27 protein-coding genes and 1 pseudogene are annotated in these 23804 nt (G+C 49.9%); 20 read left to right on the forward strand and 8 right to left on the reverse strand.

What is annotated here, in order from left to right; all coding sequences use genetic code 11:
- Positions 1–125: 125 nt before the first annotated feature.
- Together mazE and FD09_RS05930 are read left to right on the forward strand one after the other, a co-directional pair.
- Entirely contained in the window at positions 126–347 is a 222-nt protein-coding gene (gene mazE, locus FD09_RS05925) for a type II toxin-antitoxin system PemI/MazE family antitoxin (RefSeq protein ID WP_057819331.1), read from the forward strand.
- 126 nt (positions 348–473) lie between these two features.
- Complete coding sequence (locus tag FD09_RS05930; RefSeq protein WP_057819333.1) at positions 474–1376, forward strand: diacylglycerol/lipid kinase family protein; 903 nt, start codon at positions 474–476, stop codon at positions 1374–1376.
- Between the two features lies 1 nt (position 1377).
- On the opposite strand, the gene FD09_RS05935 is transcribed toward FD09_RS05930, so the two are convergent.
- Positions 1378–1584 (reverse strand): hypothetical protein, encoded by a 207-nt coding sequence (locus tag FD09_RS05935; RefSeq protein ID WP_057819335.1) that lies wholly within the window; start codon positions 1582–1584, stop codon positions 1378–1380.
- Between the two features lie 186 nt (positions 1585–1770).
- Here FD09_RS05935 and FD09_RS05940 point away from each other — a divergent pair, with 186 nt between their 5' ends.
- Both FD09_RS05940 and FD09_RS16660 read left to right on the forward strand, forming a co-directional pair.
- Positions 1771–2070: a hypothetical protein gene (locus tag FD09_RS05940; protein ID WP_057819337.1), complete on the forward strand. Its 300-nt coding sequence runs from the start codon at positions 1771–1773 to the stop codon at positions 2068–2070.
- 15 nt (positions 2071–2085) lie between these two features.
- The gene (locus tag FD09_RS16660; protein ID WP_057819339.1) at positions 2086–2373 is read left to right on the forward strand and encodes a hypothetical protein; all 288 of its coding nucleotides are present in this window, start codon (positions 2086–2088) and stop codon (positions 2371–2373) included.
- Between the two features lie 102 nt (positions 2374–2475).
- Here FD09_RS16660 and FD09_RS05950 read toward each other — a convergent pair whose 3' ends face one another.
- The 4 genes from FD09_RS05950 to FD09_RS05965 all read right to left on the reverse strand — a co-directional run bounded on the left by FD09_RS05950 (position 2476) and on the right by FD09_RS05965 (position 5134).
- Positions 2476–2676: a hypothetical protein gene (locus FD09_RS05950; protein ID WP_057819341.1), complete on the reverse strand. Its 201-nt coding sequence runs from the start codon at positions 2674–2676 to the stop codon at positions 2476–2478.
- Between the two features lie 126 nt (positions 2677–2802).
- Entirely contained in the window at positions 2803–4530 is a 1728-nt protein-coding gene (ptsP, locus tag FD09_RS05955; protein WP_057819343.1) for a phosphoenolpyruvate--protein phosphotransferase, read from the reverse strand.
- Positions 4530–4796: a phosphocarrier protein HPr gene (locus FD09_RS05960; RefSeq protein ID WP_057819345.1), complete on the reverse strand. Its 267-nt coding sequence runs from the start codon at positions 4794–4796 to the stop codon at positions 4530–4532. The genes ptsP and FD09_RS05960 overlap by 1 nt, the downstream gene beginning before the upstream one ends.
- A 149-nt stretch (positions 4797–4945) precedes the next feature.
- The gene (locus tag FD09_RS05965; RefSeq protein ID WP_157053700.1) at positions 4946–5134 is read right to left on the reverse strand and encodes a hypothetical protein; all 189 of its coding nucleotides are present in this window, start codon (positions 5132–5134) and stop codon (positions 4946–4948) included.
- Positions 5135–5335: 201 nt separating this feature from the next.
- Between FD09_RS05965 and FD09_RS05970 the strand changes: the two genes are divergently transcribed.
- The 10 genes from FD09_RS05970 to lepB all read left to right on the forward strand — a co-directional run bounded on the left by FD09_RS05970 (position 5336) and on the right by lepB (position 15516).
- Positions 5336–7564, forward strand: a complete 2229-nt coding sequence (locus tag FD09_RS05970; RefSeq protein ID WP_057819349.1) for an ATP-dependent Clp protease ATP-binding subunit — start codon at positions 5336–5338, stop codon at positions 7562–7564.
- A gap of 181 nt (positions 7565–7745) precedes the next feature.
- Positions 7746–8045, forward strand: a complete 300-nt coding sequence (locus FD09_RS05975) for a DUF1827 family protein (RefSeq protein WP_057819351.1) — start codon at positions 7746–7748, stop codon at positions 8043–8045.
- 75 nt (positions 8046–8120) lie between these two features.
- Positions 8121–9056, forward strand: coding sequence for a MucBP domain-containing protein (locus FD09_RS05980; protein WP_057819353.1), 936 nt, complete (start codon positions 8121–8123; stop codon positions 9054–9056).
- Between the two features lie 167 nt (positions 9057–9223).
- On the forward strand, positions 9224–9499 hold the full coding sequence (locus tag FD09_RS05985) for a hypothetical protein (protein WP_057819355.1): 276 nt from the start codon (positions 9224–9226) through the stop codon (positions 9497–9499).
- Between the two features lie 17 nt (positions 9500–9516).
- Positions 9517–10713 carry a helix-turn-helix domain-containing protein gene (locus FD09_RS05990; RefSeq protein WP_083487596.1) on the forward strand — a complete coding sequence of 399 codons (1197 nt, stop codon included), beginning with the start codon at positions 9517–9519 and terminating at the stop codon, positions 10711–10713.
- Positions 10714–10781: 68 nt separating this feature from the next.
- Complete coding sequence (locus tag FD09_RS05995; RefSeq protein ID WP_057819359.1) at positions 10782–11489, forward strand: AzlC family ABC transporter permease; 708 nt, start codon at positions 10782–10784, stop codon at positions 11487–11489.
- Positions 11479–11805, forward strand: a complete 327-nt coding sequence (locus tag FD09_RS06000) for an AzlD domain-containing protein (protein ID WP_057819361.1) — start codon at positions 11479–11481, stop codon at positions 11803–11805. The genes FD09_RS05995 and FD09_RS06000 overlap by 11 nt, the downstream gene beginning before the upstream one ends.
- Before the next feature lie 328 nt (positions 11806–12133).
- Positions 12134–12598 (forward strand): CopY/TcrY family copper transport repressor, encoded by a 465-nt coding sequence (locus FD09_RS06005; RefSeq protein WP_057819363.1) that lies wholly within the window; start codon positions 12134–12136, stop codon positions 12596–12598.
- Between the two features lie 10 nt (positions 12599–12608).
- The gene (locus tag FD09_RS06010) at positions 12609–14780 is read left to right on the forward strand and encodes a heavy metal translocating P-type ATPase (RefSeq protein ID WP_420806843.1); all 2172 of its coding nucleotides are present in this window, start codon (positions 12609–12611) and stop codon (positions 14778–14780) included.
- 148 nt (positions 14781–14928) lie between these two features.
- A complete protein-coding gene (gene lepB, locus FD09_RS06015; RefSeq protein ID WP_057819367.1) occupies positions 14929–15516 on the forward strand; it encodes a signal peptidase I in 588 nt (195 codons plus the stop codon).
- 87 nt (positions 15517–15603) lie between these two features.
- Here lepB and FD09_RS06020 read toward each other — a convergent pair whose 3' ends face one another.
- Both FD09_RS06020 and FD09_RS06025 read right to left on the reverse strand, forming a co-directional pair.
- Complete coding sequence (locus tag FD09_RS06020; RefSeq protein WP_057819369.1) at positions 15604–16710, reverse strand: sensor histidine kinase; 1107 nt, start codon at positions 16708–16710, stop codon at positions 15604–15606.
- On the reverse strand, positions 16707–17384 hold the full coding sequence (locus FD09_RS06025) for a response regulator transcription factor (protein WP_057819371.1): 678 nt from the start codon (positions 17382–17384) through the stop codon (positions 16707–16709). The genes FD09_RS06020 and FD09_RS06025 overlap by 4 nt, the downstream gene beginning before the upstream one ends.
- A 107-nt stretch (positions 17385–17491) precedes the next feature.
- Here FD09_RS06025 and FD09_RS17065 point away from each other — a divergent pair.
- The 3 genes and pseudogenes from FD09_RS17065 to FD09_RS06035 all read left to right on the forward strand — a co-directional run bounded on the left by FD09_RS17065 (position 17492) and on the right by FD09_RS06035 (position 20463).
- Positions 17492–17682 (forward strand): annotated as a pseudogene (locus tag FD09_RS17065) (hypothetical protein).
- A gap of 23 nt (positions 17683–17705) precedes the next feature.
- Positions 17706–18482, forward strand: coding sequence for an ABC transporter ATP-binding protein (locus FD09_RS06030; protein ID WP_057819373.1), 777 nt, complete (start codon positions 17706–17708; stop codon positions 18480–18482).
- 79 nt (positions 18483–18561) lie between these two features.
- Positions 18562–20463 carry an ABC transporter permease family protein gene (locus FD09_RS06035; RefSeq protein ID WP_235812222.1) on the forward strand — a complete coding sequence of 634 codons (1902 nt, stop codon included), beginning with the start codon at positions 18562–18564 and terminating at the stop codon, positions 20461–20463.
- Here FD09_RS06035 and FD09_RS06040 read toward each other — a convergent pair.
- Complete coding sequence (locus FD09_RS06040; protein ID WP_057819378.1) at positions 20417–20959, reverse strand: hypothetical protein; 543 nt, start codon at positions 20957–20959, stop codon at positions 20417–20419. The two genes, FD09_RS06035 and FD09_RS06040, sit on opposite strands and share 47 nt — an antisense overlap.
- A 40-nt stretch (positions 20960–20999) precedes the next feature.
- Here FD09_RS06040 and FD09_RS06045 point away from each other — a divergent pair, with 40 nt between their 5' ends.
- The 3 genes from FD09_RS06045 (at position 21000) to FD09_RS06055 (ending at position 23772) form a co-directional block, all read left to right on the forward strand.
- Positions 21000–21740: an MBL fold metallo-hydrolase gene (locus FD09_RS06045; RefSeq protein WP_057819380.1), complete on the forward strand. Its 741-nt coding sequence runs from the start codon at positions 21000–21002 to the stop codon at positions 21738–21740.
- A 326-nt stretch (positions 21741–22066) separates the two neighbouring features.
- A complete protein-coding gene (locus FD09_RS06050; RefSeq protein WP_057819382.1) occupies positions 22067–22465 on the forward strand; it encodes a Spx/MgsR family RNA polymerase-binding regulatory protein in 399 nt (132 codons plus the stop codon).
- A gap of 581 nt (positions 22466–23046) precedes the next feature.
- Positions 23047–23772 (forward strand): adaptor protein MecA, encoded by a 726-nt coding sequence (locus FD09_RS06055; RefSeq protein WP_057819384.1) that lies wholly within the window; start codon positions 23047–23049, stop codon positions 23770–23772.
- Positions 23773–23804 lie beyond the last annotated feature (32 nt).

Raw genomic sequence — 23804 nt, forward strand, 5'->3', positions numbered from 1 at the left:
TGATGCTTGGTGGGTTTTTCTTTATCCTCACAAGATGGTTTACACGCGACTATCTTTCAAATATTCAGTATACTATGTATCAAATATGTTAGCCGTGACGACAACGTTGAGAGGGGTGAATTGTAATGCTGATTTTAAAAACTGTGCAATTTGGTGATTCCTTAGCTTTGTTGTTACCTAAAAATTCAAATTTTCAAAAGGGATCGAAGTGGTTACTGATCCCCAGTGATGATGGTGAGACGTTCACTTTAGTACCCAAGCTACAGGACAGATTCAATCATGCTGTTTCCGGCAGTATTAAAATGAGTGAGGATTGGCCAGACGTGCCCGGACACGATCTCGATTAACGAGCATCTATCTGTACAAGTTTTTTGCAGCGAGTTGACGGTCAAGTTTGAAACAGATTATGATGTTTATAGAGGTAAAAGCGCTTTGCCTGCGGGCAGAGCATTTTTTAGAAAGAGGCAGCCCCGATGATTAAGTTGTGCGGAATCTTTTACAACGACAAAGCCGGCCACAGCAAGGCAGGCGATATTGCTGGTCAATTTGCGGCAGCAGCATCGAAACAGGGTATTCAATGTACCTTCATCACAGCCCCCAGCGTTGAAGAGGCAATTACGGCGGTGGCTAAGGCCACACATCGTGACGATGCTTTGGTTGCGATCGGCGGAGATGGCACATTGAATCTTGTCGCCACTGCTTTTCTCCGTGCGAAAAAAACCGTGCCGCTGGGAATCATCCCCGGCGGAACGGTCAATAATTTAGCCCATCAGTTGGGCATGCCCCCTGATGTACCTGCGGCGATCCAAGTAATTCTGGACGCCATGCAACGAGAGCAGACCGAATCAATTGGAATCGGCCAGTGCGGTGATCACGCTTTCGTGAGTTCGTTGGTTTTTGGGGCCTTAGCAGATATTTCCAACCAAGTGCGGCAGCAAGAAAAGCGCAAATTTGGCCCAATTGTGTATGTGGCTAAGGGTTTAAAGCTGTTGGTCACCAATCGCTCCTACCGGATTAGTATGCGCCACGATGGTCAAGAGGAGACTTCACGGGTATGGACTGGTTTAGTCACCACGACCAATGGGGTGGGGCGCGTACACTACATTGCGGATGATGATTCAGACCTGTTGCATGTTTCCTTGCTCCACCATTTCCGTTGGAATCAGGTACTGACGTATATCCGCTACTTTTTGAGTGGGCATTTCGACGAAATGAAGGGTGTTACATACTTCACCACGGAAAAGTTGGCGCTGGCCCCAGTAAACCCGAAGAGAACTATCCGCTTGCGGCTGGATGGCGATAAGGGACCAGCATTGCCGATGACCATCCGCTGGCGGCCGAGATTTTTACCTGTATTAATCACCAAAAAGCAGTAGCTTATTCGATTTTTTTAGCATCAAGCGGTTCAATTTGTTTCAACCGAGGCAAATCTTCTTGCCGGACGAATAACTGGACGGCACCTGATTCATCGTCCACTTCTGCGAAAACTGGCACACTTTTGCCTAAGAAAACGTGTTTATTATTTTGGATCGTCAACGCCATACCGGACCCAAAAGTAGCGGTGTTATATACGTGTTTAGCCACTCAGATCACTTCCTTCCATTTTCACCCGATTATATTCTGGAAAAGGTGAAAACGGTACCACCTTACGTTTTTGTTAGGGGAATGAAGCAATTAATTCATTGATATTCCATTTATCGTTTTGATAAGATGAGTCTACCACTTGGAAAAAGCCCTTACACGAAGTCGATTAGGAGGTTTGTTTCAACAATGAAGGTGATGACGTGGCTTAAGAAGCTTTTGTCCAGTATTGGTGTGTTAGTACTAATTAATCTAGTAGTACTCTTTCTAATCACCGGGTGGGCAGCATCTTACACTTTTGGGCCTGCAATATTCGGAGGTTCCACAAAGCATGCGATGGATCAGTTTGTTCGAACAGAACTAATTATTGGTGGCGGCTTTGTTGTTTTGTTCAACGGATATGTGCTTTATCGGACAGTTACCGGTAAGAATCGGGAGTACAACAAGAGATTGGCAGAAAAGAAGAATCAGCGGAACAAGAAAAAATGAATAGGACTGATACGGATGTTCAAACGATTTTTTTCTAACATTGGTGGTTTAATCCTCATCAATCTGGTTGTGCTGATTCTGATTACCATCTGGGCTGCGTATTATAGTTTCGGGCCTATGCTGTTGATGGGCAGATCTAAGGCGAGTTCGTGGGACGACTTCATATGGACGGAAATAATCATTGGTGGTGGCTTTTTAGTTCTGTTCAACGGTTACGTCCTTTATCGGACCGTTACCGGCAAAAACCGGGAGTACAACAGGAAATTGACTGAAGAGAAAAACAAGCGGAACAAGAGAAAATGACACAGTCAAATTCTAGCGTTGAAAAGCACCGAGTCTCAAGTGAGGCTTGGTGCTTTTCAACGCTAGGCGATCAGATAATGTTAAAACGACAAATCAAGGGTTTTAACTGATATCGAAATCATCTAATGGCGTAATCTTTGCCAGCTTAGGAAGATCTGTATGCCGGATAAACAGTTTGACTTCACCAGTTTGATCATCAACTTCGGCATAAATGGGGACTGGTTTGCCAAATGGGTGCTTATTTGCAATCGTCAAAGCGACACCATTACCCAGTGTCTGGGTCTCGTAATATTTTTTAGCCATAAAAAGGATTCCTTTCTTCTATCACCTGAATTATAGTGCAAACGAGAAGACGGTTGCCAATCAGGGTACAAAAAAGCACCAAGTCTCAGCCGAGGCTTGGTGCTTTCGTCATACTATGGATAATACTTATTCTTGGCCAGTGGCTTTCTTAACCATCTCAGCAACTTCTTCGTTCGAAGTCATTTCGTTGACGGCCTTGTCAGCCAGCTTCTTCATATCTTCAGTGCTCAGCCGTTTCATTAAGCTGCGAACCTTCAAGATACTGGTTGCGGACATGGAATATTCATCCAAGCCCATGCCCAGAAGCAACGGCACCATGATCGGATCGCCAGCGGCTTCACCACACATACCAGCCCACTTGCCTTCTTTGTGCGCAGATTCAATCGTGTGCTTGACTAAGCGCAGAATGGAAGGGTTGTATGGTTGATACAGGTAGGAAACATGCTCGTTGCCCCGGTCAGCGGCCATGGAGTATTGAATCAGGTCGTTGGTACCGATGGAGAAGAAGTCAACTTCCTTGGCGAATTGATCAGCTAAGACAGCGGCAGCGGGGATTTCAATCATGATACCCGTTTGGATATCTTCAGAAACCTTGGTGCCAGCGTCTTCAAGCTTCTTCTTTTCTTCCAGGAAGATCTTCTTGGCTTTGCGGAATTCGTCCAATGTGGCTACCATCGGGAACATAATCCGCAACTTGCCGTAAGCAGATGCCCGCAGCAATGCCCGTAATTGCGTCCGGAAGATATCTTGCCGATCCAAGGAAATCCGGATTGCCCGGTAACCTAAGAACGGGTTCATTTCTTGCGGTAAAGGCATGTAAGGCAGGTGCTTGTCACCGCCGATGTCCATGGTGCGGACAACGACTGGCTTATTCGGCATATCCTGTAAGACAGTCTTGTAAGCTTCAAATTGAGCGTCTTCAGTCGGCATCTCATCAGAGTCCATATATAAGAACTCAGTCCGATACAAACCAACTGCTTCGGCACCGTTCGCGTTGACGGCAGCCATATCCTTCGGCGTACCAATGTTGGCACCCACGGTGTAGTGGTGGCCATCAGAAGTGACAGAAGGTTGGCTCTTCAGCTTTTCCCATTCAACCTTTTGGGCAGCAAACTTGTCCGCAGCTTCATGGTACTTGGCGACTTCGTCGTCAGAAGGGTCAATGACGATGTCACCGGTCAAACCATCCGCAATGACTGTTTGACCATCCTTGATATCCGTGGTCACGGATTCCGCACCGACAATGGCGGGGATTTCCAATGACCGGGCCATGATTGCAGAGTGTGCAGTCCGACCGCCGATATCAGTGACGAAGGCTTTGACATACTTCTTGTTCAACTGGGCAGTGTCACTGGGCGCTAAGTCATGGGCCACAACGACAACTTCATGATCGATCAAAGCTGGATTCGGCAAGGTGACGTTCAGCAAGTGGGAAAGAACCCGCTTGGTCACGTCGCGGACATCAGCTGCCCGTTCTTGCATATATTTGTTGTCGGTCATGGCTTCAAAAGTCTTGATGAATTGATCCGATACAGCAGACAATGCCGCTTCTGCATTGACTTGGTCATCCTTGATCTTGGATTTGATCGTCCCGATAAAATCAGGATCGGCCAAGATCATCATGTGTGCTTCGAAGACTTGTGCTTCATCTGCACCCAATGTTTCCTTGGCCTTGTCTCGAATGATCTTTAATTCTGCAGTTGACTTGTCAAGTGCATCTTGTAAGCGGCTCACCTCTGCGTCGGGATCGCTAATCTTTTTCTTGTCGAATGACAGGTCAGGCTCAACCAGCAAATATGCTGGTGCAACGGCGATCCCATCACTGGCGGCAATCCCTTTGAGGTGCTTACTCATTATTCAGCCAATCCTTCCTTCTTAATGGTGTCTTCGATTGCTGCGATGGCATCTTTTTCGTCCGCGCCTTCAGCAGAAATAGTCACATCAGCGCCTTGGCCAACACCTAAGGACATCACGCCCATGATGGACTTCAAGTTTACAGACTTGCCCTTGTATTCCAAGTTAATGTCAGAATCAAATTTGCTTGCAGCCTGTACCAAAAGGGTAGCAGGACGAGCGTGGATACCTGTATCAGCAGTAATGTGAAAATCGCGTTTTTCCATAATTCATATTCTCCTTTGTTATCAAAAAATTAACCACTTGCTCCGTGGTCGAGAAATGGCCCGGGCGAAAGCCCTACATTTCACCTTTCAGGGTACCATTTTTTGCGTCTGGTGACAACCAAAAAGCGGTGTAAAAAGGTAGGGTTGCGTTAGTGTTTACCGCTTTCAGAAAAATGGTAAACAATTGTCCCGCCGCGCTGGGCGGTCCCCACGACTTCATTTCGTTGGGGGAAATTTGTCCAGACTGAGCGGAAGGCAAAAAAGTTTTCGGGTTTGATCGTCAACTCGCTAATTTGACCCGCTACTAGCTGTTCCAGTTCGTGTTGAAAGTCGGGCATGCGGTGCACACTCCTTTCCATTCATTAACCATATCCATCATATATCCGGTTCAGTATGTTGGTCAATTTGCCCAAGAAACTTAGGAAAAATCAGCACTTTTCGTCAAGACTTAGCACTTGCATAGTGAGAGTGCTAGTTGTATCATAATGGTCGTAGGTGTAAGAACCTATGGGCAACGCAAGAAGAAAGGTGGCAAGCGTATGCTGTGTGACAACTGTCATAAAAACGAAGCCACGATTCACCTGTATGCCAGCGTGAACGGTCAACGTAAAGAGATTAATCTTTGCCAAGACTGCTACCAATTGCTGAAGAACGCACAGGCGGGTAATCGTGACGCCAGCCCGAATGATCCATTTGGGTTTAGCAGCTTAAACGATATTTTCTCAGCCATGAATCCTGGCGCCCAAAACCAAGCGAACGAGAACTTCCAGCAACAACGTCCTCAAACTCAAGCCGGTGGCGGAGGCGGACGTCGTAATGGAGGCGGCTTGCTCGGCCAGTTCGGTGAAGATTTGACCGCTGAAGCTCGGGACGGCAAGATCGACCCGGTTATCGGTCGGGATAGAGAAATCTCCCGGGTGATCGAAATCCTGAACCGTCGGACGAAGAACAATCCTGTTCTGATTGGTGAAGCTGGGGTCGGTAAGACCGCCGTTGTGGAAGGATTAGCCCAAAAGATTGTGGATGGCGATGTGCCTGCGAAACTGCAAGGTAAACGGGTCATTCGCTTGGATGTCGTGTCCCTGGTTCAGGGTACCGGCATTCGGGGTCAATTCGAGCAACGGATGACGCAATTAATGGAAGAATTAAAGAAAAATAAAGACATCATCCTGTTCATCGACGAGATTCACGAGATCGTTGGTGCCGGGAATGCTGAAGGCGGCATGGATGCGGGCAACGTATTGAAGCCTGCCCTTGCCCGAGGTGAATTACAATTGGTCGGCGCAACGACGACCGATGAATACCGGACGATCGAGAAGGACTCTGCACTGGCCCGCCGGCTACAACCGGTGCAAGTGGATGAACCCAGTGTGGATGAAACCATCAAGATTCTCCAGGGTATTCAGAAGCGGTATGAAGATTACCACCATGTCCACTATACGGATGAGGCCATCAAGGCTGCGGCGGAACTGTCTAATCGCTACATCCAAGATCGTTTCTTGCCGGATAAGGCCATTGATCTGTTGGATGAATCCGGTTCGCGGAAGAATCTGACCTTGACCATCGTGGATCCTGAGACGATTCAAGAGAAGATCGACGCTGCGGAGAAGCAGAAACAGGCGGCCCTCAAGCAGGAAGACTACGAGAAGGCTGCGTATTACCGGGATCAAATCGACAAACTGAACGACATGAAGAAGAAGGACACTGTGGATCCGAAGAATGAACCGACAGTGACCGAGAAGGACATGGAACAGATTGTCGAAGAGAAGACCGGTATCCCAGTGGGCCAAATCAAAGATCAAGAACAGCATCAATTGGTTAATTTGGCGCCAGCTTTGGAGAAACACATCATTGGTCAAAATCATGCGGTCGAAGATGTGGCGCGGGCCATTCGTCGTAACCGAGTCGGCTTCAACAAGTCTGGCCGGCCAATTGGTTCCTTCCTCTTTGTTGGTCTCACCGGGGTCGGCAAGACGGAATTGGCTAAGCAATTAGCCAAGCAGCTGTTTGGTTCTGAAGATTCGATGATTCGCTTTGACATGAGTGAGTACATGGAAAAATTCAGTGTCTCTAAATTGATCGGTTCACCTCCGGGTTACGTCGGTTATGAAGAGGCTGGTCAATTGACGGAGCAAGTTCGGCGTCATCCATATAGCTTGATTCTATTGGATGAAATCGAAAAAGCCCATCCTGATGTGATGCACATGTTCTTGCAGATTCTGGACGATGGCCGATTGACGGATAGTCAAGGCCGGACAGTCAGCTTCAAGGACACGATCATTATCATGACGTCCAATGCCGGTCAGGCTAATCAGGAAGCAAACGTTGGTTTTGGTGCCGAGGCAGCCGGCAAGACCCATTCTGTATTGGGTTCATTGAAGGATTACTTCCAACCAGAATTCTTGAATCGGTTTGACGGGATCATTGAGTTCAACTCATTGACCAAGGAAAACCTGATGAAGATTGTTTCTCTGATGATTGGCGATACGAACAGTATGATTGCGGATCAGGGATTGCACATTCATGTGACCGAACCAGTGAAGGAGAAGTTGGTGGACTTGGGCTACGATCCGAGCATGGGGGCGCGGCCGTTACGCCGGGTCATTCAAGAGCAGATTGAGGACAAGGTCGCTGACTACTACCTGGCTCATCCCCAGGCGAAGAACTTAGAAGCCCGAATGAGCGATGGCGAGATTGTCATTGGCGAAGCGGCAGAAGCTGCCGTCAGTGCCAAATCAGATGCTGCAAATAAGACGACTAAGAAGTAATTAAGAGATTGTGAAAAAGCACTGTCTGGATAATATCTGGGCAGTGCTTTTTTGGGTATCAAGCAGAGTACCCTGGTTATCTTTTGGAACCCAGACTTAATATCTGCTTTCTGGTTCCAACTGACGCGTTTTTCCTCTATAATGGATTTGTGAATGGAGTTCTTGATAGGGGTGGAAAAACATGCGTCTCATAGATATTACCAATAGCTATTCCCATTTGGTCGCGCAGCAACTGTCGGCCACCGATGCGCAGTTCGTCAAGGTGTACTCGTTGGGACCGACAACGGTGGTGTACACCCAAGCACCATCACACCAGGAAATTCTATTGACGAATGAGCGTCGGAACATCTTGGATGCGGAAATTGATTACGTGCTAGATAAGTTATGCAAGGCCAAGCAAGGTGAAGTTGACCTGGTCCGCGGTCATCATTTAGCAGAAATTTCCGTCCCCATGGACATGCGTCGTACGCAGATTCTGTAGTCTTTAGCCAAATCAGTTTTACCGAAGCGGCGCGGCCTGAAAGAGGCAGCGCCGCTTTAGTCGAAGGGAGAAACCATGGAGCAGCCCAAGCAATCGTCATCATTATCGACGGGGTCCGCCGCTTCCCAATTAAGTGCGGCGCCGGTACGCATTCGCGTGCGCTATTTAGACGTGCTAGGCCATGCTCTGTTGGCGGATACCCAGGTGAGTGGTATTTTGCACCGAAAAATTGCGCTGCCTTGGCGGGTTATTCGCGGTTATCGCTTGATTCGGGTGGAAAATTATACGGAAACCTTCCGCCCCGTACCAGATGGCATCCAGATGATTTATAGTGCCCAGAAGGCCGCGCCAGTCGTGGTTTATCACCGCAATGCGGAGGGCAATTTATTGGTGCCGCCGCAATATGTGTCTGGTGAGCTGAACGATGCCTATCACTTACGACCTTTGCCCAATAATCCGTTCCCTATTTTGCGCGCCCCCACCGAAAGTGCCGGCGTGTTCACGACGAAGGGCAAAGTCGCCCAATATATATACGACACGCTCCAGGTCTTGGCCTTACCGGTGAATCAGGAACTGTTTTGTAAGGTGCTGACGCCTGTTCATCCGTACCGGGCACCGGTGGCCAATCAGCCATTGGCGAAGGCACTACCGGCCGCGTCAACATGGCCCATTTATCGGGCAGTGATGGATCGTTTCAACCGCGAACAATGGTTTGATATCGGCGGCGGGGTGTGGTTAAAACGGACCGCTCAACTGCAATTGTTGCAACGGCCCCGGGCAGTCGCTGGACCGCGTACGACATCTTTTGTGCATCGCGCCGAAGTGGTCAGTCACCGCAGCAGTGCTGTGCCCCTGTATCGTTTTCCACAATTTGCCCAGCCGGTACGGACTCTCACATCCGGGACAGTTGTGCAGACTAAGGGCGTCTTGGCCGACGATAAGGGTTACCAATGGATCGAGTTAACCGACCATCTGTTTATCTCCCGACTAGATCTTTTGATTATCGACTAGCAATTTAACCAGATACGTTATTTTTCCCACAAAATTCCGCCGCTCAATGCGTATATATTGAGTGGCGGAATTTTTTTATCAAAAAACGTCGCTTTTTCGCGTTGGTTTTGATACGCTATGGTTAGCTTATGAAAACGATAAGGATATACAGAAAAGAGGTTGACAAGATGCCCTCCGTTGCTGATTTATTTTTAGACAAAACTGCAAATGACAAGCTGCATCTCTACACGGCGCTGCACAACGGTACCCCCGGGACGTATTCGTACCGCACAGTGGACGCCACCTTTACCGAATATGGATTAACCCGGGCCCGGTCACTGTTGGGCCAGATTGATCTGGATCTCGCTGAGATCATGCCAGAGATGCCGCGCTTTATGGATGACCAAGGCGATGTCCAAATCGATGATCGCTTGCCCGCCCGGAAGTTTACTTTCAGTATTTAGTCACCACTAGTCTGGCCATGCAGGCAATGGGCTATATGCTGCACCATCCCGAGGGCACCATTCAAACCTTTGGTAAAACTGTGTTCTTATCCCCCATGACCGTGATTCGGCGGTTGAAACCCCTGGCCGATTATCTGGCCGCCCAATATGGCATTCGGATCAATATGCGCCAATTGGATTTCGTGGGCTCGGAACCGTTGATTCGATACATGATTTATAATTTATTGGTGGATATTGGCTTGTGTACAGCAGACGAATACAGTGATCGGTATCCGGAGCTAGTACCGTTGGTAGATCAACTAGCTGGTTACCTCAATCCTTACGCCGGTCCAATTGTGATTCGGGAACGCCTGTTGACGGTGTTGGGCGTGGGCTGGGAACGGGCGGAGCAGGGTTTTGCTGTGACGGACACGACGATTCCGGATTTATGGTTTGATTTACCAGAAAAGGATATTTTGGCCGACATATTGGCTCAGAAACAGCTGCTCCACGCCGATGCCGAATTGGCTTTTGCTGCTTTTGCGGTATTTTCTGGACCAGTGGTATTGTCCGTCAAGGATAAACTGTATCATTTTGTTGCCGACCGGCTCACCAAAGAAAGTGATCGTCTGGCCGGTTTAACGGATGAGCTGGCGGCGGCACTGGTGGCTGAGATGGGCAGTGAGCCATGTGATGAGCAGTGGTCTGTCTTGTTAGTGAACACCTACTTGATCTTGATGCCAATCTTCTACTTTCAACAATCTCTGCCGGTGTTGTTCCCATTAATTCGCACCCAACTGGTCCCGAATAATCGTCATTACCAGGATTTGCGCCGCTGCATGCGGGTCTTTTGGGAAAAAGTCGCGCGTCGGAAAGACTGTTACTGGCTGCACCGGGTCCTTGACCAGATCACCAATTTGCTGACGTATCTGTTTTGGCGGGCGTATCGGGAACAGTTCACCCAGCACCATTTGCGCGTGAGTTTGCGGATGGGCTTGAGCTATCACTTGCAACAGCCAGTGCGCTCATTGCTTGCCCATATTCCGTTCGTGGATATGGTGCCATATTCGCCCAGTGCCCCGCCGGATCTGCTGATTGTATCTGCCCCGCGGTATGTACCCAAGAACTGGCATCGCCCGGTGTATCACTTTGGTTTGGCGTCGTGTTCCGATGACACGCAACAACTGCATGAGCTGCTGAGTCAGGCTTATACTGAAAAAAATGCAGTGGATTAGCTCCGCCCACATTGCAAAAAAAGCCACCTTTGCTAGACTGAAAATAATTCAGTCAGCGAGGTGGTTTTTTGGACGAGCAATTAACGTGGCGCAGCGGCTTCCGCGATGTGCTGCCCACGGTATTCGGGTATATTGGCATCGGCATGGCTTTTGGCATCATTGCCAATACGAGCCATTTCACGGTGTTGGCGGCATTATTGATGTCGCTGATTGTGTATGCAGGGTCGGCCCAATTCGTGATCGTGTCTATGCTGGCCGCACATTCACCGATTGGCGCAATTGTGGTGTCCACTGCGCTGATCAATGCCCGCATGGGACTCATGAGTATGACCGTGGCCCCATTATTACAAGGGGAGAACATGGTGCAAAACGTGTTGGCAGGGACATTGCTAACGGATGAAACCTTTGCGCTCACCATGAATAAATTGAACCACACCGGTCACCAGCTGCATTCCAGCTGGTTGCATGCCGCCAATATCGGTGCTTATTCCGTCTGGGCGGCCGCCACCGTGCTGGGCGCCATGGTCGGCCAGATGATTCCTGATCCAGACGTATTGGGCCTAGACTTCGCCGTCGTGGCCATGTTTATTGGTTTGCTATACCTGCAAATCATTACGGATAAAAGCGATCCCCGTCGGCGCCAAGTGGGTATTGCCGTCTTTGTGGCAATTTGCATGGTCCTGATGATGCGATTCATGCCCGGCAATCTGGCAATTCTAGCGGCCACCGTGCTGGGGTGCTTATTTGGAATGGGGGTGCGCCGATTTGACCACTAAAGTCTTTATCACAATTTTACTAGCCGGCTTGGTCACGTGGCTGATTCGTGTCGTGCCGTTTGTTTTAGTGAAACGCTTTAAATTACCCGCATGGCTGATTGATTTTCTAAGCTTTGTCCCCGTGGCGATCCTCACAGCAATCTTTGTCGAAAGCTTACTGATTTATCGCCCCGGACAATGGCCGGGTATTAACATCGGTAATTTATTGGCCTCCGTGCCGACATTTGTGGCTGCAATTATTTCCAAGAACTTGCTACTAATTGTAATTGTCGGCGTAATTTCCATGGCTGTGGTCCGTTTGCTTGGTTGGGCTTAAATCCTTTTTTAGAATGGATTAGCGACAAACAAGTATTAATCAGGATATAGTGCCAATGCGGAGCAATCGGAGGTGGCAGGGGGCTCAGCTGTGGAAACCACACCGCGGCGCACTTTGCCGCGGATGTGGTTAGGCGTCTTGAAGACCGCGCACTTTGCGGGCTTCAAGCGCCGTCACAGCGTTCCAGCCCCTTGCCACCGGAGATTGCGCAGCATTGTCACGGCTTACGACACAAATTTTTGCCCGGACCACTTGCATTTTTAAGTTTACAGTTGTAGACTAATAACCGTAGAGAGTTTACAGACGTAAACAAGAGAGGAATGAGCACATGATCGACGAACAACAGGTCGCCATCACAGATTCAGAGTGGGACTTAATGCGGGCCGTCTGGACCTTGAAGCGGGTGACCAGCCGCCAACTCATTGAGATTATGGAAACCGAGCGCCAATGGGCACCCTCGACGACAAAGACAATGCTGCGCCGCTTGATCAAGAAGAACGCCATTAGCCAAGTCGGTGACACCCGGCCTTTCGACTATGTCCCAGCCGTTCGGGAGCAACAATCCATGGACGCCGCCGCTGTTCGGTTATTCGACTCGATGTGTGCCATGCGGACGGGCAGTGCCGTGGCGGCGGTGATCCAAAGCCGTGAATTATCCCAAGACGACATCGCTAACTTACAACAAATTTTAGCAGAGAAAATGAAAACAGCGCCAAAGACAGTGGCGTGCAACTGCTTGCCCGATGGCAACTGCATGAATATGAACGAAGGAGACGAGCATATTGGCCAATAACGAAATGAAGATGCACGGGAAGAACACCATGCCCATGAAGCATGATGATATGCCGGGTATGAATCATGACGATATGGCAGGCATGGATCACGGAAAAATGAACCACGACGATATGGCGGGGATGGACCATCATGATATGGCAAATATGGACGACCACAGCCACATGGATATGGACGACATGGGCGGCAGCGACATGATGATGCATGGTGGTCAAATGATGCACATGGGCAACCTGAAGCAGAAGTTTTGGGTGTCGTTGATCCTTTCGCTCCCAGTTTTGCTGCTGGCGCCGATCATGGGCTTGAACCGGCCTGCATTTGAATTTGGCAACAGCATCCAAGCGTGGATCGTTGTGCTGTTCGACACCATCCTGTTCTTTTACGGCGGGGCTGTTTTCCTAAAGGGCGCCAAGGCAGAATTGCAGAGCAAAGAACCCGCGATGATGACCCTGATTGCCATGGGTATCACCGTATCATATGTGTATAGTCTATATGCCTTTGTTGCAAATAATTTCTTGCATCCGGCTACCATGGTCATGGACTTCTCCTTTGAACTCGCCACATTGATTTTGATCATGTTGCTGGGCCACTGGATCGAAATGAACGCCGTGATGGGGGCCGGCGACGCGTTGCAGAAGATGGCGGCGCTGCTGCCTAAGACCGCCCACCGCTTAACGGCGGATGGCCGGACCGAAGATGTGCCAGTCAGTCAATTGCAAGTCGGTGAATCGTTCCAAGTGCGGGCCGGGGAGAGTATTCCGGCCGACGGGCAAGTCACTGACGGCACCTCCACCGTGAACGAATCCCTGGTCACTGGTGAATCTGCGGCAGTGGCTAAAAAGACTGGCGACAAAGTGATTGGCGGGGCCACGAATAATGATGGCACACTTACTGTGGCCATCACCGGGACCGGGAAATCTGGTTACCTTTCGCAAGTGATGCAGTTAGTCCAAAGTGCGCAGCAATCCAAGTCGAACGCAGAAAGCAGAGCCGATACTGTGGCCAAATATCTGTTCTACGCCGCTCTAGTGATTGGCTTGATTGCCTTCTTCGCTTGGCTGCCACAGGGGCTGGACGTCGCCTTCGCGCGGATGGTCACCGTCTTTATCATTGCCTGCCCCCACGCATTGGGGCTAGCTATTCCGTTGGTTGTGGCGCGTTCCACAGCGATCGGTGCGCAAAACGGATTGCTGATCCGTAATCGCCAAGCCATTGAAGCCAGCACCCAGATCAGTCATGTCTTATTGGATAAAACAGGGACTTTGACTGCGGGTAAGTTTACGGTCAATGCATTAGTGCCGACAAATGCCACGGATGAAAAAACGCTATTGGCGCGTTTGGCTGCACTAGAGAGCAGTTCGACCCACCCGTTGGCCCAAGCTATTGTGGGTACGGCTAAGCGGCAAAATGTGGCGTATCAACCAGCGACAGATACCCAAAACCTGCCGGGGGTCGGCATCAAGGGCAACATTGATGGCACCCAATACACCATCGTGAATGCCAAATACTTAACCGCTCATCAAATTGCTTTTGATGAAAAATCAGCCAATGAATGGGCCAGCAAGGGCAATTCCGTCAGCTTCCTGCTCCAAGACAATACCGTCCAAGGCATGGTGGCAGAAGGTGATACGATCAAGCCCGGTGCGAAGGAATTGATTAGCGGGTTGCAGCAGCGGGGGATCACCCCAGTCATGTTGACGGGTGATAATCCGCAAGCAGCGAAGCATGTGGCCGATTTGTTGGGGTTAACCCAATTCCATGCGAGCCTTTTGCCGGATGACAAGCAAAAGATGGTCGCGCAGTATCAAAAAGAAGGTCATCACGTCATCATGGTGGGCGATGGGGTCAACGATGCACCGAGCTTGGCCCAAGCCGATATCGGGGTGGCCATTGGTGCCGGTACCGATGTGGCGATTGATTCTGCCGATGTGGTACTCGTGAAGTCTGATCCCCACGATATTCTTCACTTCTTGGATTTAGCCAAAATCACCAACCGTAAAATGACCCAGAACTTGTGGTGGGGGGCTGGCTACAACATTCTCGCCATTCCTCTAGCCGCGGGGATTCTCGCATTTGCGGGCATCATCCTGGATCCAGCCGTGGGGGCGATCCTGATGTCCTTATCCACTGTCATTGTGGCCGTGAATGCCATGGGGCTGAAAGCATCTAAGATTGCCGCATAATTGAATTGAGCAAAAATCGGTTGTCGGAAATTTGTCCGGCAACCGATTTTTCTGAAAAAAAGAGATAATCTTCTCCGTTATTGCACACGCACGGCTTTCTCGGTAGGATATACTTATGTTGAGATAATCGAGAAAGCAGAGGGACAACATGGAAAAACAGGATAATAAAAAGAAACAAAACGGTGAAGAAGACGAGAGCTTCGGCAAATGGTTCTTACAAACACTAGGCTTAACCGCGGTATTTGTGGGGATCGTGGCCTTACTGTTCTCGTTTGTTCTTTCGAACGATCAAGTATCCGGTCCCTCCATGCAGCCCACCTTCGAGTCCGGCGATCGGGTCATTGCCCTGCGCCACGACAAAATCGACCGCGGCGATGTGGTCGTTCTTGATGCGCCAGACGCCCCCGGCACATTGTATATTAAGCGGGTGATCGGCATGCCCGGGGATACGGTGGAATCAAAGAACGATGCCATGTACATCAATGGCAAGAAACTGGCGCAACCGTACTTGAAAGCTTATGAATCTGAACTGCCGACTGGCGTGCAATATACTGACGACTTTTCTTTAGCTTCCAAGGGCTTTGGTAATAAGGTCCCCAAAGGCGAATACTTTGTGATGGGGGATCACCGGAATGTGTCCAAGGATAGTCGAATATTCGGCTATGTGAAGGCCAGCAAGATTGTGGGCGTGGTGAAGCTGCGGTATTGGCCGCTGACGCAAATTAAGGTATTTTAACTCCAAAAACAAGAAAAGTCTCAATCACCCTTGAATACAGGGAATTGAGACTTTTTTTATGAATGCAACGGCATGCTTCCGATCAAATTATTGTGGCGTATTCTCTTGATCATCCTGATTGGACTCGTTCAAACCCGTCAACCGAGGCGTCGTCACTGTCGCGTGGTCGTCGCTGTAATAACTGAGAAACGGCATCGTGATTGTCACAGCTGTGCCTTGGCCGGGTTTAGAATGGACCGTCAAGGTATGTCCGAGACGCTGGGCCATGGTGTGGGCCAGGTAAAGGCCTAGACCGGTGGACTGGGCGTTGTGTTCGCGACCGTTTTTACCGGTGAAGCCTTTTTGAAAAATTCGGGGCAAGTCACCGGGGTCAATGCCGACACCGGTATCTTGGATCGTTAATTGCGTGGCCTGTTTGTCTTGGCTCGCCGTAATCGTGATTCTGCCGCCTTGCGGGGTGTATTGGACACTGTTGGCCAGAATTTGATTGACGATGAAGAGCAGCCACTTGTCGTCGGTGAGAACCTGGAAGTCATTGTCGAACATCGATAATTGTAAATTTTTACCTAAAAAACTGTTCATCTGACTGCGCAGGGCGCTGCTGACGATTTCCCGCAGACTGTGGTTGCGCAGTAAATAATCATTGGCAAAACTGCTCAGACGAGAATAATAGAGAACTTCTTCGACATAGTGGTTAACCCGTTCGAGTTGGGTGGTAATGTCGGTGTAAGTCTGGTCATCCACTTGATCGGCAATTTGATCGCTGGTGAGCTGCAGCGCCGCCAAGGGAACCTTGATATCGTGGACCCAGCGGGTGATGAAGGCTTGCTGATCTTCCTGTTCCTGCAGCAGCTGATCGGTGCTTTGCCGATGGAGGGTGAGGATGTCGTTGACGTAATCCTGCATATATTGCTGGGACTCGTTTTGGGCACCGGTCAAAGGCCAATTGAGGGCGTCAGCACCGGCTTGCCGGCGTTGCTGAATGCCGCGGTACCATTTGGCCCGATAGTAATAAACCCCCACGATAAAGATCAGGAAGAATACCGTGAGTAAAATATCGAGATAAATCAAAGTCGGCCAAGAGATCAGTCGTTGACCAGGGGCTAACCAGAGGACCAAATCGGCAATGAGCAGACCCACGAGCCAAAAGAGCATGTGGGCAATGTGGTCCTGGAGATACTTACCGACATTCATGGAATCAGGTAGCCTTTCCCCACTTTAGTCTGAATCAGATCCGCCAAACCGGCGTCAGCTAACTTTTTGCGTAATCGGTTAATATTGACGGTCAGGGTGTTGTCATCCACAAACCGCTCGTCTTCCCACAACGCGCGCAGCAAACTGGCCCGGGAGATCAACTGGCCGTGGCGCCGGAGTAGATACTGCAGCAGCTTGTACTCGTTCTTGGTCAGATCCACGGCGGCATCATTCACTTGGACGGTGGAACTTTCCAAGTCTAAGGTGACCCCGCCATACTGCAAAATCTTGCTGCTTTGGGTACTATAATGATAAGTACGGCGTAACAGGGCATTGATTTTGGCTAACAGGACAGAAGCAGCAAAAGGCTTCTCCACGTAATCATCAGCACCACCGTTCATCGCCGTGACCATATCCATATTGCTGTTGCGGGATGAAATGAAAATTACCGGTACTTGTGAGTTGGCCCGAATCTGCTTATTCCAATAGAAGCCATCGTGGCCCCCGGGTAAATTGATATCCATTAAGACTAGATCCGGTTGGGCACTGACAAATTGACCGAATACATCGGTAAAATCAGTGATGGGAATTGGCTGCCAGCCGGCGTCAGTAATGGCTTGGGCAATATGCCGACTGACGGTGGGGTCGTCTTCAACGATCATAATCTTGAACACGGGCGAAACCTCCATTCTCTTTCTGATATTATGGTACTGATTCTCATTGCAATTGACAAGGCACGCAGCTTTACTAACGCATAAGGTTAAGTGTCTCGACATGGTGAGTGCCAATGCGGAGCAATCGAAGGGAAAATGGAGCTCAGCTGTGGGAACCGCAATAAACTTGGCCGGTTTTGCCAAGTTTGTATGCGGTTAGGCGACTTTGAGACCGCGCTCCTCAGCGGGATCAAAGCGCCGTCACAGCGTTCCAGCTCCATTTTCCCGGAGATTGCGCAGCTTTGGCACGGCGGGATGATCGTAGCAAGGAAGGATGACGATATGGCATTAGTCGTTGTACAAGGATTAACAAAAGTGTTTGGCCACCGCCTGCATCCTGTGCGGGCGTTGAACGGCCTCACATTCATGGTAGAAAAAGGCGAATTTGTCGGCATCATGGGTCCTTCCGGGGCCGGGAAAACGACATTGCTAAGCATCATTTCAACAATTGACACACCGACCAACGGCACAGTTCGGGTAGCCGATACCGATGTGACTCGCTTACGCGGCGGACGACTGGCACAATTCCGCCGGGAACAACTGGGCTTCGTGTTTCAAGACTTCAATTTACTGCCGGGATTAACTGTGCGCGAAAATATTTTAATGCCACTGACGATCAATGCCCGGCGAGTGTCAGACGCTCAGGAGCGATTAACGGAAGTGTTGACCGTGACTGGCTTAGCGTCCCTGAAAGACCGATATCCCCGGGAGCTTTCAGTGGGTCAGCAGCAGCGGGTAGCCGTGGCCCGGGCCTTGATTACGAAACCAGCGCTGGTCTGTGCTGATGAGCCGACGGGATCGCTGGATTCGAAGGCAGCCACGGAATTATTGCGGTATTTAACTGATATTAATCGTGCGTGGCATACCACAATCATGATGGCGACCCACGATGCCTTCACGGCCAGTTATTGTTCCCGGGTTATTTTTATCAAAGATGGCAGTCTCTTTGCCGAGATTCGCCGCTCCGGTGAACGTCAGGCCTTTTTCGACGCCATTATCGACATGCAGGCCACTATTGGGGGAGGGGGTCATTGGCACGAATTCTCACACCCAGATTAAAGTGGCCAGACGGATCCTGCACCATAATTTCCTGTTCTGGTTGTCGGCGATTTTCCTTGTGGCTTTTTTCTATATTCTCATGCGGACCCGCACCATTGCGCAGCAGTGGATACAATCGGCGGACCGTAGTCTTTTTCTCGTGGCCGCTGTCGTCATCGTGATTTTCTTTGCGGCCGTGCTTTACTATGGTCAACGATATATTTTGCGCCAAAGCAGTCAAGAAATTGCGTTATACAAACTGTGGGGCATCAGCAATCGGTTGCTGTATCGGACCATCGCCCAAATCGGTTTGCTGATGCTCGTCCTGGTTGTCATCACGGGCGTGGGCTTTGGCTTGCTTTTTGCTCCTTTGGCGGTCTTGCTGTTGCAACGATTTATGGGTTTACCGACTCATTTTGTGGGGCCGTGGAATAATGTGGCAATTGGTCAAACGATCTTTTGGTTTGGCGTCATTGCCGTTTTCTTGCAACTGGACGTCATGCGGCAGGTGGCCCGAATCAAACCGTTGCGACTGCTGCATATGAAAACTGGCATGCCAGATTCTTGGCGCTGGGGGCCGCCTTTTTTGGGCACAATTTTGGGCATATTAGCCACGGCGACGGGATTCGGTTTGGCAGTGAATTTTTGGCCAATTTTACTCCGCGGTAAAACTATGAGTCCCTGGGTGTTGTTAGGCCTAATGAATAGTATCCTGTTGTTGGTCGTGGTCGGTGAGTTTCTACTCGTGCGCTCAGGACTGCCATTATTGTTCAATGGGTTGCGCCGGCTGCCGCAGTGGCCGCTCCGAAAGAATCGGTTATTACGCTTGAGCCGGCTGCAAAATCAATTTCGTAGTCAGGCCTTAGTATTGTGGGGCGGGGCAATTTTACTGTCCATCGTGGTGAGCGTGGGCGGCATGTTGACGACGACCTTATCCGTGGCCAATCGCCAATCAATTAAGGAAGCCCGGATGACTTTCGTGACCACTGATCGAGACAGCTGGCTGAAATTGCAAAAACAGCTGACGGGTATGGGGGTGAACGTGAATCAAGTGGCATCTACCCCATTCAAGATCCAGCCCGTGGCCTATGGGATCAAAAACCAGCAAACCGGGCAACGCCAGATGACGATGGCCCCAGCCGCCATCATGCGCCAATCGGATTACCGCAAATTGCAACCCTTGCAAGATCTTGATCCGTTACAAACTTTGCGTGGCAACGAGGCGGCGTTAAGCGATCTTTACAGCGCCAACCTAGCAATGTTTTCCTATCTGCCGCCCCGCGTTAAAACGCGCCAGGCAAAATTAGTGCCTTGGCGCGCAGTGGCTAAATTGGATACGCCGTACTCCATGGATCTGCTGCCGACCACGACGATGGTGGTGACGGATAAGATGTGGCGGCAAATCAACCCGGCCCAAACGATCACACTATATGGTTTGAATACCGCCACCGATCCGTCCACGACCCAAATCAATAAGGCCTTGGCGGTGCTACCGAAGACCCGCATGCAGCAATATTTCAGTGTTGAAGGCAATGCGCAGCAGCCGCAACAAATGAAGCTAAAAGTCACCAGCAGCAAGACTGCCCGCGATCAGTTCGTCATATCTGCACCGGTAGTCCAGGCTCAGATGCGGCGTGAAATTGGCGTCAACATCTTTGTCGGCTTGGTGTTGAGCGTGGTCATTTTGTTTGCTGTCAATAGCATGCTGACATTGCGCGCCTGGGCAGAGCGGACGTCCGGGGTGGATCTATTCTTTACCCTGGGCATGACTGCCGATGAGATTCGGCGAATGGAATACTCCGAGCTGGCTTGGCGTTACTCGTTACCAGTCCTGCTGGCCACAGTCAATGCACTCTTTGCCCTGCAGATTCTATGGCAGGTGATTGATTACCAGAACTCCTTGGCACTCTTTCTCTTGGTGCTGGGCGGGATTGCATTGGTATCATGGGTTTTCTTCATTTTGTCGGCGCAGATGGTGCGTCGTTCCGTGACGCCCCGTTGATTCCTGCGTTATCCACGTAAATATGGGCGTAGAAGCCGCTTAGGCTGTGCGTAGAGCGCTCAATGAAGTCTTGCATGGTGGCGGGTACAAACGTGTGCAGCGGCTGTTTAATTGGCTTCTGGGGAGTTTGCAAAATCAGCAACCAAGCGTGCTTTTCCTGCTGGGAACGGGCAAGGCGCAGGGCGGTGGCTTGAGTAGCGGTCATTAAGTCATCGATAAAGGCAGGAGCCAGGGCATTTTGAAATAGTGCATCGTCTGTCCGTTTGAAACCCAGATGCCAAAAGTGATAAAAACCATCCTGATCAAATGGCCCCACTTGCGTCGTGATTGTGTAATAGGCGGCGGCCTGAAATTGTGGTATGGTGCGGTCGGTGGTCCCCAATAACAAACCATCCCCATCGCTTTCCCAGGGAACCAAAAGACGGCTGGCTGGGATGAGGGATTGCCGGGTCTGCAAATAATCGGCGGACCCCAATACGGTAATTAATTCAGTCATCGAAACATCTCATTTCTATTAATAATGGAGGTTTTATTTTATGGAATTTCAAGTTCTCGGTTATTTTGGCGGTTACCCGACAGCAGAGGCCGGTACCAGTGGGTACTTGTTACGCAGCGGCGATACCAACGTTTTGCTGGATGCTGGCAGTGGTGTACTCAGTGCGTTGGAAAAGGTGCTTGATCCGCTGCAACTGGACGCGGCGGTCATTTCTCACTATCACCACGATCATACGGCCGATCTTGGGGTCCTGCAATATTTGTGGCAATTGAAGCAGGGACCGCGTAAAGAGAAAGTGCTGCCGATTTACGGTAATACGCAAAATCCCATCGAATTTGCCACCTTGACTTGGCCGGGAGCCACGATCGGTCAGCCCTATACGGACACTGCCCCGATCACGATCGGACCGTTGACCTTCACGTTCATGCGGACAGTCCATCCAATCCCCGCGTTTGCCATGCGCATTGAAGAGGCCAAGACCGGCAAAGTCTTGAGTTTCACTGCCGATACTCGGTACTTCCCAGAACTGACGGATTTTGTCCGCGGCTCCGATGTGCTGATTACAGACACTAATTTCTTGAACGATCATCAGGGTGTGGCCTGGCACATGACCGCTGGCGAGTCCGGCAAACTGGCCCGGGATGCCCAAGTGGGTCGGCTCATAGTCTCCCACCTGCCGCAACAGCTGTCACTGGCAAAATTGCAGGAACAAGCCCAAGAAGCAGCCGGAGACATTAAAGTCACATTAGCAAGTAACATCAATCACCTAGAAATGGTCTAGGACACTTTGATGGTGTTTATTACAAGACCGTTACAATTGTGTGTGGCAACCGTATGTTCTCGTCCAAATACTTGAACAGTTGGGTCATTGCCCCATAATCCACGCGGTTAAGCAAAATATTTGCATTTCAAGTTTTGTGTTTAAAATTGCAAAAAATGGCATGAAATCCGATTCACCACTGGTGTGAAGCTGTTAAAAGTCCCACTTACAGTTTTGCAAGATGTGTTTTTTACCGAAACTGTATAGCCATTTTGGCGGCTGTTGTGTATAATGACAATGTAGTTCAGATTAATTGTTGTCACAGCGGTAGAGGGGGGTCCTGCACCATGGTGACACTTTTCATTTCGCCGAGTTGCACATCTTGCCGTAAAGCGCGCACTTGGCTTCAGCAACATAACATTCCTTTTGTCGAACGGAATATTTTCACTGATCCGTTAAGCAAGGCGGAAATAATGGATATTCTACGGATGACAGAAAACGGGACCGAAGAAATTATTTCGACCCGTTCGAAGGTTTTCCAGGAGCTGGGGATCAATCTTGATGATTTGACCACCGACCAACTGTTGAATTTAGTTCAACAGCATCCAGGACTGTTACGCCGTCCAATTATTTTGGATGATAAGCGGTTACAAGTGGGATACAACGAAGACGAAATTCGTCGTTTCCTGCCCCGCGAAGTACGGGCAATGGAATTACAACAGGCGCAATTAATGGCCGGTTTCTAAGATCAAAAGGAGCAAGCAAAGCGTCGTTTGGGACGACGCGGTATGGGGAAACAGTCCTTGCGTTAGGGCTGTTTTTTTGTGGTTGGGCCTAATGCGGGATAACAAATGATTTATAGGTCGCAACAGGGTAGTGCCAATGCGGAGCAATCGGAGGTGGCATGGGGCTCAGTGGTGGAAACAGCAATAAACTTGGCCCGGTCCTGGCCTAGTTTATATGCTGTTAGGCGACTTTGAGACCGCGCACTTTGCGGGCTCAAAGCGCCGTCACCACGTTCCAGCCCCCGGCCACCGGAGATTGCGCAGCTTTGGCACGGCAAGTGACCCGACATTACCGCGTAAACGGGCTGCGCGGACCAGGGGCTAGGACAGAAGGCAGGGCAGACATAAAACCTAAGTGCGGGTTTTCTGCCTGCCCCTGCCTTCTGTTTACGCCCCTAACCGGTCCGCTCCGCCCTCTTGACTTGCGTCATTCACTGCGCTAACATACCGGGTACTGTGTATTGGGCATTTTGGATTAACACTGTTATAATTAAGTCGATGTAAGATGTGTACGCAGTTCCTGGAAGCGAGGTGCATCCGGAATGGAAATGGAACGAATCAATGATAATACGATTCGGGTGATACTGGGCAGTGAAGATCTCGCTGAGCGGGGCGTTACTGTTCTGGATTTGTTAGGTAATCGTAAACAAATCGAACGCTTTTTCTACAGCATCTTGGAAGAGGTCGACAAAGACCATACCTTCGTCAGCAATGATGCGGTCACCTTCCAAGTGATGCCGAATAAAAATGGCTTGGAGCTCTTGATTAGCAAGGGCGATATGGATGATGACGAAGAAGACGGCCCGCGTCGCCGGATTCGTCGGAATGCCCGAGTCTCAAGTAATAATGATCACGAGGATGTATCGGATTTCGTTAAACGTCAATTGGGCGGGTACGATGATGATTCGTCCGTAGAAAGTCGTAAAAGTGTGGGTACGGCGAAACATGCCCACTATGGCAACCAACCAATGACAAAAGTACTCGCGTTTGCTGATTTTGAAGATATTGTATCCTTGGCCGATGTGCTCAATGATGACGAAGTGGATGTGGATCTGTACTCCTATAAGAACCGCTACTACTTAGTCTTCACCATGCCAGAGGGCGACTTGCTGGATATGTCGCAGGACGACTACTTAGCCATTGCCAATGAATATGGTCAAGAGGTCAGTAATGTGACGCCAGAGGTGCTTTCTGAACATGGGCACTTGCTCATGGCGAAGAGTGCATTGCATCAAGTCGGACACTTCTTTGGTCAGCCGCAAAAGTAATGAGTCGCAAAATTTGAATTATTAGCACCGGT

Source organism: Schleiferilactobacillus perolens DSM 12744 (assembly GCF_001435585.1).
Lineage (GTDB): Bacteria > Bacillota > Bacilli > Lactobacillales > Lactobacillaceae > Schleiferilactobacillus > Schleiferilactobacillus perolens.